Source organism: Pelagicoccus sp. SDUM812002, from assembly GCF_031127835.1.
Taxonomy (GTDB): domain Bacteria; phylum Verrucomicrobiota; class Verrucomicrobiia; order Opitutales; family Opitutaceae; genus Pelagicoccus.
This window is the reverse complement of the sequence record NZ_JARXHX010000009.1, coordinates 113,338-127,077: the sequence shown is the minus strand read 5'-3', so window position 1 is coordinate 127,077 and position 13,740 is coordinate 113,338. Positions and strand designations below refer to the sequence as shown.

General features: G+C 54.6%; 8 protein-coding genes. 2 read left to right on the top strand and 6 right to left on the bottom strand.

Annotated elements, in window-relative coordinates; genetic code table 11:
* Both QEH53_RS14260 and QEH53_RS14255 read right to left on the bottom strand, forming a co-directional pair.
* Entirely contained in the window at positions 1-1,077 is a 1,077-nt protein-coding gene (locus QEH53_RS14260) for a class I mannose-6-phosphate isomerase (protein ID WP_309023883.1), read from the bottom strand.
* The gene (locus QEH53_RS14255) at positions 1,074-2,831 is read right to left on the bottom strand and encodes a sodium:solute symporter family protein (RefSeq protein WP_309023882.1); all 1,758 of its coding nucleotides are present in this window, start codon (positions 2,829-2,831) and stop codon (positions 1,074-1,076) included. Before QEH53_RS14255 ends, QEH53_RS14260 begins: the two co-directional genes overlap by 4 nt.
* A 224-nt stretch (positions 2,832-3,055) precedes the next feature.
* On the opposite strand from QEH53_RS14255, the gene QEH53_RS14250 reads away from it, so the two are divergent.
* Positions 3,056-4,108, top strand: a complete 1,053-nt coding sequence (locus QEH53_RS14250) for a LacI family DNA-binding transcriptional regulator (RefSeq protein WP_309023881.1) — start codon at positions 3,056-3,058, stop codon at positions 4,106-4,108.
* A 128-nt stretch (positions 4,109-4,236) separates the two neighbouring features.
* On the opposite strand, the gene QEH53_RS14245 is transcribed toward QEH53_RS14250, so the two are convergent.
* The 4 genes from QEH53_RS14245 to QEH53_RS14230 form a co-directional block, all read right to left on the bottom strand.
* The gene (locus QEH53_RS14245) at positions 4,237-7,401 is read right to left on the bottom strand and encodes a TonB-dependent receptor (RefSeq protein WP_309023880.1); all 3,165 of its coding nucleotides are present in this window, start codon (positions 7,399-7,401) and stop codon (positions 4,237-4,239) included.
* Between the two features lie 252 nt (positions 7,402-7,653).
* Positions 7,654-8,187 (bottom strand): iron-sulfur cluster assembly protein, encoded by a 534-nt coding sequence (locus tag QEH53_RS14240; RefSeq protein ID WP_309023879.1) that lies wholly within the window; start codon positions 8,185-8,187, stop codon positions 7,654-7,656.
* Positions 8,188-8,213: 26 nt separating this feature from the next.
* Positions 8,214-10,010, bottom strand: coding sequence for a signal peptide peptidase SppA (gene sppA / locus QEH53_RS14235; protein ID WP_309023878.1), 1,797 nt, complete (start codon positions 10,008-10,010; stop codon positions 8,214-8,216).
* Positions 10,011-10,145: 135 nt separating this feature from the next.
* Positions 10,146-12,026 (bottom strand): carbon starvation protein A, encoded by a 1,881-nt coding sequence (locus QEH53_RS14230; RefSeq protein WP_309023877.1) that lies wholly within the window; start codon positions 12,024-12,026, stop codon positions 10,146-10,148.
* Between the two features lie 208 nt (positions 12,027-12,234).
* Here QEH53_RS14230 and QEH53_RS14225 point away from each other — a divergent pair, with 208 nt between their 5' ends.
* Positions 12,235-13,740 (top strand): TonB-dependent receptor, encoded by a 1,506-nt coding sequence (locus QEH53_RS14225; protein WP_309023876.1) that lies wholly within the window; start codon positions 12,235-12,237, stop codon positions 13,738-13,740.

The following is a 13,740-nucleotide window of genomic DNA, read 5'->3' as shown; positions in this document are numbered from 1 at the left end:
TCAGAGCGCCGGGCCCGCAAGTTCCAGGAACTCGAGCCCATCTGGGGTTTTGAAGGTTACTTCGCCCGCCTCTGCAGCAACGAACACTCGGTCAAACGGCTTCAATTCACAGAGTTGACCGCCCTCTTCCATCGAGCCGTTTCCATCGGTCACTACCAAGATGTAGAATCCATTCTCGCTCTTCGTAACCGAATTTTCGATACGCGTCGAACGGGCTTCGAAACAACTCGTCCGGTCCGACCCCACGAGCAGCTTTTGCGTGGAACCGTCGCAGAATTCGCGCAGCACACGCGGCTGGCAGACGAAACCCTCAACAGCCTTCGGCTCCAAATCAAAAACGTTCAGGCAAAAGTCGAGCCCGCGGCCCATAAAGCGAGACTCCTCCGGGAGCACGAAGCCACCGCGCTCAAATTCGAATCGTACCACGAGATCGCTCGCTTCCATAAGCTCCACCATCAAGATACCCTCACCCAAGGCATGCGGGCAACCGCCAGGAATCAAAAAGACGTCGCCCACCTTAACTGGAATCTTGTCAAAACATGCTTCCAGGGAGGCGATGTCTTGCGTCTCGATCCAACGCTTCAAATCGTCCTTGCTCGGTGGACGCTGGAAACCTGCATAAATGTAGGGAATCTCGATCTCGTCGCGAATAGCTAAGATGACGTAAGCTTCGGTCTTGCCTATGTTTACGCCGAGTTTCTTGGCCGAGAAGGCCGCTGTTGGGTGAACCTGGAAATGCAAGCGAGTCGCCGAATCTAGGTACTTGGCGAGGATCCTCATGTCCGCGCCGTAACGAGCGACATGCTCCTTGCCCAAGTAGAACTCCGGCTCGCTCTCCACCAAATCCGTGAACAACACAAGCTCGCCGTCAACGCCGCGCACCCGCGCCACCCCCTCGTACGGATCGTTCTGCAGGGGATTGTTCGCTAGCGTCAGCGAAGCGATCCAGTCTTCGGGAAAATTGCTATCCGTGGGTTCAGACTCGCCAGCGATGCGGTCAAGCGTTCGCCCTCCCAAATAACTTCGCCAAACTCGGTTCGCCCGCAGCGGCAAGAGACTGCTTCGTTGCGTTATCATGCGGGCGCCTTCCCCTTACCTTGCCGCGTCAGCGCGTATCCAATTCCCAACAACACCAAACCGCAAAACATGAAAGCGAAGCGACCGAGCAGAGGATTGGGAATCGCCGCCAAGAGAAACACGAAGCCACCGTATATCATCGACAAGATTCCGAGAGCCTTGCCTTGCGACGAGTCACGTTCGGCCGACCCCGTCTCGCTAGCCTCTACCGGCGTATTCAAATCGACGAAGAACGCATCGACCTCCTTTTTTCGCTCTTCCGATTGATCCTTGTAGAAAACGGTGGACCCGAGATAGACCGCCGACCCGATCGTCAAGTTGATCACCACTCCTAGGATCAACGAAAGGTCGCTGCTCTCACGTCCTGAGAACTCAGCATCCAATCCAAGAGTGCCCTGCACCCACTCTGGCGTCATCCAGGTTTTAATGACCAAGGAAACACAAAGACCCACCAAGATCGTCACCCAGCTCGCCCAGTCTGGAACGCGTTTGACTATGATACCCCAAATCAGGGGCACCTGCATGGGGATGGCCACCAAGGCGCCGAACTGCAGCATCAAATCAAACAGTCCGATATCCTTCAACTGGCTGAACTGGATGCCGGCCATGATGATACAAAGACCAAACACTACCGTAGAAATCTTGCCCGCCAGCAGCAGTTCCTTCTCGCTGGCCTTAGGACGGAGGATCGGCAAGTAAAAGTTTCTCACGAAAATGCCCGCATTGCGATTCAAGCCGCTATCCATTGACGACATGGTCGCCGCAAAGATGCCGGACATCAACAATCCCAGCATGCCGGCCGGCAAGGTCATGATGCAAATTGCCACATAGCTCGCTTCCTCCGGATTCTTAAGCTGAGGAAACATCTCTCCAAGATCTGGATACAGAATAGCAGACGCCATTGGCGGCACGAACCAGACTACCGGTCCGATAATGAAGAGGGCCGAAGCGAGCAAGGCTCCCTTCCTCGCCTCCTTGGTATCGCGAGCGCAAAGGTAGCGCGATGCGTCCATCAAGTTATTGGTCGACGCAAATTGCTTGAGCAAGATCACTACCACCCAAATCCAAATCAGGGTCGAGTAGTTCGTGTCGCCGCCCAGAAACCGGTCGGCAGGGAATCGCTCCACCAGTTCGCCAATGCCACCCACTTCCTTCAACGCGAAAAAGGCAGCAACCACACTGATCGGCATGAGCACCAAAACTTGCATGAAATCCGAAGCGACGACCGCCCAGCTCCCTCCTGTTACTGAGAGGATGAGCACTACCAAGCCCGTTACTAGGACGGTCGTCTCGATGTCGAATCCAAATACGGCGCTGAAAAACACGCCGAGACCATTTAACCAAATACCCGCATAGAGCGTACCGATCGGCAACTGCAGCCACGTAAAGACCTGCTCAGCCGTCTTGCCAAAACGGATACGCATCGCCTCGACCGGCGTCACCACTCTCGATTGCCGGCACTTCGCCGCAAAATACCAGTAGTTGCACAAGAAGCCGACGGCGTTGCCAAAGAAGATCACTAGCACCAAGAGACCGTCTTGGTAGGCCTTGCTTGCCGCCCCCGTAAACGTCCAGGCGCTAAACTGCACCATAAAGGCGCTGCTGCCCGCCATCCACCACGACATCTGCCCCCCTCCGCGAAAAAAGTCGCTGGTATTTCCGATGAATTTTCGAAAAAGCAGGCCAATCGCCAGCATGAACAAAAAGTAGAAGGCAACCACGCCATAGTCGAAATCAGTAAGGGTAACGTCCATAGTGCTGATAAGTATTGAGACCCCGCGACAGCCATAGGCTGAATCGAAAGGTCAAATCGGGGTTTCGCTTAAAAACAAGAAACTTATAATTATCAGCTCCTATATGAGTCAACCAAATTACTCGAAATCAGAGAGTATCGGGTAGGGCATCACCCAATTTGTTGCTTCACATTACGCACTTCTGATACATATAAAGGGTTAACTGATAAATTGCTCCCGCTTCCATGACCCCACCCAAAAAGAGACGCATCTCACAGGCCCAAATAGCAAAGGAGATCGGCTGCTCCCAAGCCCTCGTATCGATGGCCCTCAACGGGCACACGAAAGGCATCTCCGAAAAGACCTACAACGCGATTCGCGAACTCGCTGCTCAGCAAGGCTACGCGCCGAAGGGAATGAAAATCGAAGCGAGCCTCGGCGAGCTCCAGCAACGCACGATCGGGTACATCCTTCGCTCTCCGCTCAAGCTCGCCAACAAGAGCAATTTCTTCAGCCACATCCATCAAGGGCTCCACGAACATCTGCAAGAGCACAAACTCAAGACGGTCTATCTCGGCTCCGAGGACGACATAAGCGATCCAGGGAGCACATTCTCATCCCACTTTTCCAATTCCGTTAGGGGCATCGCCATCATGGGAGAGGTTGCCCCCAGCTTCCTGAGCAAAGTCCTCGAAACCGCCCGTCCGCTCGTCTACATCTCCGCTCGAGCATCCGGCCAATGCCACTCCATCCTGTCTAACGAGCATGAGTCTGGAGAGCTGCTCGTTAAACACCTCTATGACCTCGGGCACCGCAGATTTGCCTGGCTTGGCGGCGGCAAGCCCAAGGGACGACACGACGATCGACTCAGAGCCGTAGAAATGGCTCTTTCGAAAAGAAGCCTGAAGCTAGAACATGCAGCAGGAGCGACCCTCGACGGTGCGGACCGCAACGAGGGCTACCTAGCGGCCAAGCAAATCCTCGAGCAAAAACAGGAGGTGCCTACCGCTTGGATTTGCCTCAACGGCCTCATGGCTCGAGGCGCCATAAACCGACTCCTGCAGCATCAAGTCGAAATCGGCAAACGCATTAGCGTGGCAGCTTTCGACATGACGCGGATTTGCGAGGAGGAACACCCCACCCTCACCTCCGCCGGGGCTGACCCCGAGGCGATGGGACGCGAGGCAGGCAGGATACTGACCCAATCCATAGAAGCGAACTCGGCCGCACTAACCGACCTCACCCTACCGGCGCAGCTGATAGTGCGCGAGTCGACTGGCCCCGCGCCGAAAGAGTAAACGGTTTCGTCAAGCTAGCGCCTGCCGGAACTACACGAACACTTCAAATCGCGAAGAAGCGCGCAGTCCTCTCGGGCTACGCGCTTGTATTCATAAACGAGATACTCCCTGCGGGTGAAGCGGAGAACCTAGAACCTGCCCTTTACGCCCAAGGCCCATTGCACGCCGAATTCTTCGATACGCTCAGGAACCACGATGCTGCGGTCCGCGTTGGCAATAAACTGCTTCTGTTCCTTGTTAAAGATATTACGACCGCTCACGAAGATCGTGGTTTTTTCGTTTATCTTGCAGTCTACGTTCAGGTCCACTTGCTCTAGCTTGTCGCGGTAGAGCTGGAATGCCGTATACTCTGGCTCTCCGAAAACATGATACGTCCGCATGTCAGTGAAGTTCTCCAACAGTTGTTCGCCCTTGCTGTTGAACTTGAGCTGAATTTTCAGCGGCTTGCGGTCGTAAGTGATACCTAGGTTATAACTTTCCTCCACCATATCAGCGAGCTCGTCAAAGACGACCCCGTCGTCATCAATTCGCTCCACATCCAGATAGGTCACGTTCGCATTAATGCTAAAGGCCGAAAACCAATCTGGCAGGCCAGCGCCCTCCAAGGAGCGGAAGTAACCAATCTCTAAACCGTCAACCGTAGCGGTCCCAGAGTTCAGGTCAGTCGTATAGCCGTACTCCGGTACGTCCAGCAGAAAGGCGGGAAGGTCAAACGTTTCAAATTCCGCGGCGGATAGCTGGTCGATCGTTCCCGAGAAAGATTCGATATAGTTACTGATCTTCTTCTTAAACAAACCAGCGGTGATCGAACCACCTGATTGCGGATAATACTCGAAAGTCAGGTCGTAATTGTCGGAACTCTGAGGCAGCAAGCCAGTATTGTTGAACTCGATTTGTCCAGAGGCCGCGCCTTCTTCTTCGCCGGGACGGTCAATATCAAGATAAGGGACAATCGAGCCAAAATCCTGGCGGCCGATAGTATTGGCGTATGCTAAACGAACGGTAAAGCGGTCCGTTACATCATAGACGAAATGCAAGCTCGGATGGAAATCGTCGTAGGACGCCTCGGAGACCTTTCTCTGGCTCCACTGCGCAGCGAACTGCTCGACAGGATCTTCGATTCCATTACCCAAACTCTCATCGAAGTAGCCGCCTTCGCCTACAACGTCCGTCTTTTCGTAACGGACGCCGCCCGTTACCCTTAGCTTGGACTCGAGGAATTTGAGCTGAGCCATGATATAGGCAGCTGAAATCTTTTCCTCCACAGCGAAGACGTCGTTCGCGGCGCCCACGATATTTTCCTCAAATCGGCTCGGATGGTTGAAATCAAAGTTATCCGGATTCGCGGCGAAGTAATCGTATATATCGACGTAGTCTGGCCAAGCGATAACCCCCGGTCCGATATGCAACGCATCTTCTCCGGAATAGTATTCCTCTGCCGGAAGCCCTGTGTCGTCATATACGTTTGCCGCATGGATGATGCGAGTACGGTCACGGTCCGCGCTACGTTCCTGCTTTTGCAAACGCGTACCAAGCTTTATGTAACCGGTGGACTCGCCTACTCGAATGTTTCTCTTCATGTCGAAGTTTACGCTGGTAAACTCGTCCTGGGCGTCTTGCTCGCGCGTCTGCACTTCGTCCAGGTCAAACCCTGTCAAGCTGCTGACGCCGAAGGTCGGATCTACGTTTCCAGCTGAATCATAGAGCGTCAGCGTCGGAGTGTACTCAAGAACGCCGCCACTTATCGGATCCGAAATGTCGCTGAATTCGAAACGGCCCCCGTAGTCGTCGTCCCCGATAACCGCCATGATCATTCCACGTGAGAAGTCGCTATAGTAGTTGGTCGAAGTGGAGGAAGCGAAACCAGCCTCGTAGGTCCAGACGTCACCATAATGCTTGATGGAAAAGTCCCCATGCCACGTGTCGCCATACTTGTCGCGGTAGGAGCCTCCCAAGTCGATATCTCCACGTCCCACGTCTCCCAGCATATATGTCGGAGAGATCACAGCATCCGCGTCGTTTCCATCGCTGTCATCAACTTCAGTGATATTCGTATCCCATGTTATATTCCGGTTCCGGAACTCAGAAGAGTAATCGTTGAACTGGAGACTGCCGGAGAGGATCGTGTTTTCTCCCAGCTTGTAATCGGTTTTCAGGTGGAACGATTCCCGATTCGTGATTTTCGGACCATCCTGAATCTGGTATCGACGCAAGATCGGAGTCCCTACCCCTTCGTCATCGAAATCATTGTCCGTAACCCAACGCAAGCGAGCGCGGTGCTGCTCGTTGAACTGATTCGAGCTAGTGTAGTTGAAGATCACTCCCAAGGTCCCCTCCTTGAATACATCCGAGTACGAGAGGTCTATTCCCGGCTTTATCTTGCTGCTGTTGAAATCGCCAGGCCCAGGCGTGGAACTGAAGGTCAAGTCCTCGCTGTTGGCGCTCACGTATACACGATACTTGATCTCGCGCCCGTCACGCTCGAAGGCGCTCTTGCTGACGAGATTGACTGCGCCACCGAGCGAGTCCGCCGACAGGTCCGGAGTCGGAACCTTCACGACCTCCAAGCGTTCGACATTGTTTATGGAAAGCTGCTCCAGCTCGAAGTCACGGGCCTTGGCTCCCGAAGAGGCGCTGGCCATGCGGTTGCCGTCCACCGTTACCGTAGTGAAGTTGTCCGCCATGCCGCGAACCGTGATCGTACGAGCGTCCGCTGCGACATAGTTGATGTTGACGCCGGGGAGAAACTTGACGAACTCGCCCACGTTGCCTTCCGTCACATCTCCGAACGTTCCCGCGTCCACCACGTTCACGTTGTAGTCGGAAGTACGCTGTTGGTTGATGGCGCGACTATAGGCATCGACCTCGTTCTTGACCTCGAAGGCGTCCAAGTCGAAAACCTCGTCCTCGTCGTCAAAGGTGTTGCTACTCTTCAAAGCGATGGTGGCTGGCGAAGCGGTTTGCCCCGCAGCGACCTCGACCATCGCCGAACGCGTGAAATAGCCCAAGTGCTCGAAGTCGAGGGAAACGGTTCCTACGGGCAATCCCGTGAGCCGGTAAGTCCCGTCGGGGCTCGATCGCACGGAATCGCCCGTCTCGTTTACCGTAACGGTGACATTTTCCATGTACCGCCCAGTCGCGGCATCCTGCACACGCCCTGTAATACGGCCAGTTTCCTGGCCAAAGGCGCTCATACCCGAAGCCAATACGGCGACGAATAGGGTTAAAAAGCGAGGCAACGCACGAGCGCTAGCAGAAACTCGCGAAATTCTCATGCGAGAAGATAGTTTCATAAGTCGATAAGGTTTGGGTTCTTTGGGGGGTAATCCGAAGAGCCGGACGCGACATAATCCGACTGGAACAGGAACTAATAACTATAAGCAACCCGCGAATGTCAATTAAAGATTATATTTATAACCACATACAGCTTATAGGTATTAGTCGATTTCCACGCATTTCACCCATTTCTGGGGCATACCGCTCCTACGCAAAAAAACGCCTCATCTTCCGATGAGACGCTTTCAAAATACGTAACTGCCCTAACTTCAGGTGATTCCTAAGATCTTGCGGCCTTCCACTGAAATCATCTGCGGGTTCCAGACTGGATCCCAGACGATATCAACCGAAGCTTCCGAAACCTCGTCCAAGAGTTGGATGCGCGTCCGGGCATCTTCCGCTATGACCGGTCCCATGCCGCAGCCTTGGGCAGTGAGCGTCATCTTGACAAAGACTTCGGCCTGACCGGAGTCGGCCTTTTCGATACGCAAATCGTAAACCAACCCGAGATCGACGATGTTGATCGGAATCTCTGGGTCAAAGCACTGGCGCAACGCGCCCCAAACCTGGTCCTCCAAGGACTCTCCCGATTCGCTGACTTCTGGTTTCGATTCGCCGAGCTCTACTTCTTCGAGAGCGTCCACATCAAAACTCGCGATACGAAAGAGACCGCCATCGGTGCGCACCGTAACGTTTCCACCCAGTGTTTGCGTAATCAAGACGCCCGTTCCCTTTTCCAGAGTCACTGCGTTCCCTGCTGGGATCGCTGTGGCGCTGCAGTCTCTTGTAAGTACCGTTTCCATTCTATTATTCGTCTAGCAGGTAAAAGTCAGTCGATCTTCACGGTGTACGGCAATACGGCATACACGCCCTTCGGATCATTAAAGCGAGAGGTCATTTCACTAGCTTCACGATAGAGGTCAACCAAAGGCTGCATAGCGACATTCGTAGACGCGTCCGCAGTTTTCTTGGAAACGTTCTGGAATAGTTCATCCAGGAAGTTCTTGGCTTTCGGCAATTCCATAACAGCCGGGTCCTGCCCCAGACCTGCTTCACCACCGGCGTAAGCAATCGCGTCACTCAGTCCTCCTAGTTCGTCAACCAGGCCGAGGTCCAAGGCATCGACACCCGACCATATCCGGCCTTCCGCGATTCTCGCCACTTCAGCTAGCTCCAGGCCCCGGCCTTCGGCGACTTTAGCGAGAAAAGACTCGTAGACGATGTCCACCTGACGTTGCACCAGCTCCATTTCGCGATCTGTCTTAGCCCGAAACATTCCCATCAAATCGGCATGCTGGGTCGTCTTGACCGTATCGAAATTTACGCCGTGCGTGGAAGCCAGTTCCTCGTAGTTGAAGAAAACGCCAATCACTCCAATCGAACCAGTAAGCGTATTAGGCTGAGCGTAGATCTTGTCGGCGTATGCAGAAATCCAATACCCGCCAGATGCCGCCAACGAGCCCATAGACACCACCACAGGCATCTTCTCCTTGGCCAGACGCAACTCGCGCTGGATCACCTCGCTTGCTAAAGCGCTTCCCCCAGGCGAATTCACGCGCAATACGATCGCCTTCACCTTGTCGTTCTGCCGCACCTTACGAATCTCGCGAGACAAGGAGCTTCCGCCTATCTGTCCGTCCTTGCCCTCACCATTGACGATAGAGCCTTCGGCATAGATCACCGCCACGAAGCCATCGCTTGAATACTCGGGTCGAACCGCCTCTAGCAAATAGTCGTCTAGCGAGGTCTGCACAAAAGAGTTCGACTCCTTATCCACACTTGAAACCACCTGCATCTTCGCAATCAGCTCGTCAGTGTATAACAGCTCGTCAACCAAGCCCAGCTCCTGGGCATCCTTGGCCACCAGCATTCCGAGTTCGTTCAGCTTCGCTTCGTATCGGTCCGGCTCTACACCAGAACCTTCGGAGAGGACATCCAAGTATTCCGCCCAAAAATCTTCCAGTACCGCCGCGTTGGCCTCGCGCGAGGGATCGCTCATACCCTCGAGCACAAAACTCTCTGCCGCTGCTTTGTATTCACCGGCCCGCGTGACCTGCACGCCAATACCGTACTTCTTCATAAAGCCACCCAAATACGGGTAGCTCATCGACATTCCCGTATCCGAAATCACACCCTCTGGATTCATGTACATCGAGTCCGCAACCGACGAGACGTACATGTCTCGAGCGGTTGGATACACCAGGTAAGCCGCCACCGCCTTGCCGGTGGCCTTGAAGATTTCAATCGATTCTCGCACTTCCTTCAGGGCCGCGAATCCGGATCCATAGCCGTCGGCAGAGAACGAACCGATCAACAATAGCCCTTCGATACGGTCATCCTCAGCAGCCGCCTCCAACCCCCTCTTTAAGGTGAGCAGCGAAAGAGAGCGAGCGCGACCGCCTCCCATCGCTTCGTCGATAAGCGCGTCACGACTCATGCCTACCGGACGATCTTGGACCGAAGCCGACATGTCGAACACCAGCACGCTCCCCTTCGTCACCTGCGGAACAGGCTGGCTCATCGATGCGATCACACCGAACAAGATCATCACGAAAAGCGCCAAGCCACCAGCGGCGAAAACGATCGCCAACAAGGACGCGAAAAACGTCTTAAAAAATCCCTTCATAGCTACAGTCAGATTACAATTAACTTAGACACCTTCATCGACCCCTCGCCGCAAACCTAAACTGCCACTCCACGATCTGTCGCGCGCAGTTCGCTTGCCGGCCGGTTCGCTGGCTACACCCCATGCCTACGCAAGTCACCCACCCGCGGACGACTTGCCACTGCCCAAAGGCTCGAGAGCCTCCTCCAAGACGCCTTTTGCCTTCGGCCAGCAAAGAATAGCCTCTGCCACCATCCAAACTTCCAAAACCATCGTGGCGGCAGCGATCAAGATCAGAGGCCAGCTCTTCGTCTCAGCCAACAGCCAACCGCCTTCAGAAAACAATTGGTAGCCCATCGCCCAAGCTGGCATGATCAGCATAAATACAGTGGGAACCACCACGAACCACACCGGCAAACGGCGCCGCCACATCCAGAACGCGATCACCAAAAACGCCAAGCCACCGAGCAACTGGTTCGTCGCCCCGAACATCGGCCACAGAATCAAGCCACCCTTGCCGACATTGCCCCATGTCCACTCCATTCCGGTCGGCGGAACCGCAGCCACCCAGAACGCCACGATCACCGCAAAAATAGTAGCCCCGTGCTTGTCGCTCAGCCAAGAAAGCGGATTGGCGGACAGCGTAGATTTCCCGCGGCCATTCTTCGCCACGAAAGTACCAGCGAGTTCTTGCACCACATACCGCTGCAAGCGGCAGGCCGTATCGAGGGTAGTCGCCGCAAACGAAGCCACCAGCACCCCCATCAGGGCGATGGCGAATTGCGGAGCCAACCCTAAGGCCTTCAGGAAATTCGCCGCTCCATCCACAAAGGCACCCACCTTGGCAGCCAAGCCCCCTGCTGACGCCCAAGATTCGTAGCGGGCCGTATAGGCTGCCTCGCCCAGCAAAAACTCTCCTCCTCCCCCTTGAATCCCCAGTCCCAAGCCGGCCACGCAAGCAAGGATGACCAAGGTCGCCAAAAAGCCCTCCAGCAGCATCGACCCGAAGCCCACGAATTGCGCGTCCGTCTCGCAACGCAACTGTTTGCTGGAAGTTCCGCTGGATACTAAACAGTGAAATCCACTGATCGCCCCGCAAGCGATTGTGATAAAGAGAAAAGGAAACATCATCGGCGCGCCCTCGACTCCGCTACGAAATGCTGGAGCCGCGATCTCCAAGCTCGGACGTAACTCGGAATCGCCAAGCGGACTTCCGCCCACAAACGCCGCCACTACCAACCCCAGGAGCACCAAAGCCAGCGCCGTTACGAGCTGCAAACTGTTGATGAAGTCGCGCGGCTGCAACAGCGACCAGACTGGCAGCACCGAGGCCATGTAAGAGTACAGCAGCAGGATCGCCACCCAATGAGCGATCGGCCAGTCCGCAAGCGTCATGTTGAAACTGTGTATCCACCCTTCCCTGTCACCGAAGACCACTGAGACATACATCAAGGCGAGGGCCAACAGAGAGGGCACTAGCAATCCGATCCCTTTGCGATGTAGCCATACCCCAATCGCCACAGCCAGAGGGATCTGCACGAGACAGGGAAAGATTGCTCCGGGATAGTTCTTGAAAACCACCGCGATAACCAAACCGAAAATCGCCAGCACGATCGTGAGGGCGAGAAAGAGTATGAATAGAAACAAAAACCGTATTCGCGGGTTCAATACACGGCCCGAGATTTCGCCCACCGTTTGTCCGCGATTTCGCATGGATACCACGAGGGAGCCGAAATCATGCACCGCCCCCATCAAGATCGAGCCGAACAGAACCCAAAGCAAAGCCGGTACCCAGCCCCATATGACCGCGATCGCCGGCCCCACGATCGGCCCCGTTCCTGCTATGGACGTGAAGTGATGACCAAACACAACGAACTTGTCGGTGGGTACGAAATCAGCGTCATCGTTGAGAGCTACGCTCGGCACCTCCACGTCGTCTCGCAACTCGAAAATCTTGCGAGCGAGAAAACGGCCGTAGGTGTGGTAGACGACGAGGTAAAGAACACCGACGCCAAGGGCGATCAGAAGCGTAGACATAGGGCAAACAAGGGGCTTAGTTCAAAAAGCGATAAGCCCAGTTATCCAATCTCCAGCAGTCCTGTAGGCAATCCTTTAATAGAGCCGCCGGGACGCCACCGCGTCGCTCAATTGTAGCCTGCATTCCGGATCGCAGTTTGACTCAACCCAACCCCCAGTAGAAATTCCCTCCTCTTACCAAGCTACTCGACGACTTAAGACATCCCTCATGGACACCCACTCGGAACCACAAGAATTCCTCACTACTAACCGCAAGGCGCTTTCTATCAACTTGGACGACGCCAAATACGGTACCTTCGCCGAAATCGGAGCCGGACAAGAGACATGCCGCAATTTCTTCCAAGCAGGTGGTGCCGCCGGCACCATTGCCAAGACCATCTCCGCCTATGACATGACCTTCAGCGACTCGATCTACGGAAAGGTCGGCCGCTACGTTTCAATCGAACGGGTCGTCAAGATGATAGACCACGAGTACGCGCTCCTCGAAGAGCGACTGAAGGAAGAGATCGGAAACGAAAAGACCTTCTTCGCCTACGCCAACACCATGAAGGCAAAAAGCTACAAAGGAGGCGACGATACCCACGGCTGGATGGGGCTCCGCTTCCAGAGCGACCCTGGTGGCGAGCCGAGCGAGATCTATCTTCATTGTCGTATGTGGGATCAAGAAAACGTCCAGCAGCAGCACGCAGTCGGTATCCTCGGGACTAATCTGATCTACGGCGCCTTCTACCTTCACGAAAACGTGGAGGCTTTCATCGAGTCCCTCGTCGACAATCTTGGCAACGAACGCATCGAAGTCGACTTCATCAAATTCCGCGGCCCCGCTTTTCAGGGCGTCGACGACCGTATTGCGAACCTGCACCTTGTAAGACGTGGGTTGACCAATGCCGTTCTCTTCTCCCCCCAAGGCGAAATCACCCAGCCCTCAGAGGCGCTCTACAAAAAAGCTATCCTCGTCGAACGAGGCAGCTTTCGCCCAGTCACCCGAGTCAATATAGACATGCTCAAATGCTCGGGTGCCCAGTTCATCCAAGAACCTTCCGTACAAGGAAAGGATGTAATCGTCCTAGCGGAGATCACCATGAACAACCTGCTCGCTTCCGGAAAGCTCGATTACGAGGACTACCTCGCCCGCATCGACACCATCGGTGTCACTGGCAACTACGTCCTCATTTCCAACTATTTCGAATTCTATCGGCTCACTTCCTACTTTCGTCGATACACCGGTGAGATGATCGGCGTCTGCATGGGGATCAACAACCTCCTCGAAGTCTTCAACGAGAAGTACTACGCCCACCTCGCCGGCGGCATTCTCGAATCCTTCGGCCGACTCCTCAAAAACTCCGTTCGCCTCTATATTTACCCGATGAAGCAAAAGGCCTACCGTCGCTACCTGGAAATAAAACTGGCGGAAACCACTGGCGAGAAAGTCACCTCCCCCGCTGCGACGGAGACCAAGGGCGGCATCACCGACGATCTCCTTATTACTTGTAACAATCTCCGCGTTACGCCCCAACTCACCAATCTCTACCTACATCTCCTTGAGAATGGATACATAGAGCACATCCGAGGCATCAACGAAGAATTGCTGGAGATCTTTTCCCGCGACATCCTCACCGCCATCGCCGAAAACGATCCAGTCTGGGAAAAGATGGTACCGCCAGCCGCCATCGAGTTCATCAAATCTAAACAGCTTTTTGGATACACCAACTGA

Bases quoted from the DNA above. Each gene is read 5' to 3' on its own strand.
- sppA (WP_309023878.1), bottom strand. From the start codon at position 10,010: ATGAAGGGATTTTTTAAGACGTTTTTCGCGTCCTTGTTGGCGATCGTT.
- QEH53_RS14255 (WP_309023882.1), bottom strand. From the start codon at position 2,831: ATGGACGTTACCCTTACTGATTTCGACTATGGCGTGGTTGCCTTCTAC.
- QEH53_RS14250 (WP_309023881.1), top strand. From the start codon at position 3,056: ATGACCCCACCCAAAAAGAGACGCATCTCACAGGCCCAAATAGCAAAG.
- QEH53_RS14245 (WP_309023880.1), bottom strand. From the start codon at position 7,401: ATGAAACTATCTTCTCGCATGAGAATTTCGCGAGTTTCTGCTAGCGCT.
- QEH53_RS14240 (WP_309023879.1), bottom strand. From the start codon at position 8,187: ATGGAAACGGTACTTACAAGAGACTGCAGCGCCACAGCGATCCCAGCA.
- QEH53_RS14230 (WP_309023877.1), bottom strand. From the start codon at position 12,026: ATGTCTACGCTTCTGATCGCCCTTGGCGTCGGTGTTCTTTACCTCGTC.
- QEH53_RS14225 (WP_309023876.1), top strand. From the start codon at position 12,235: ATGGACACCCACTCGGAACCACAAGAATTCCTCACTACTAACCGCAAG.
- QEH53_RS14260 (WP_309023883.1), bottom strand. From the start codon at position 1,077: ATGATAACGCAACGAAGCAGTCTCTTGCCGCTGCGGGCGAACCGAGTT.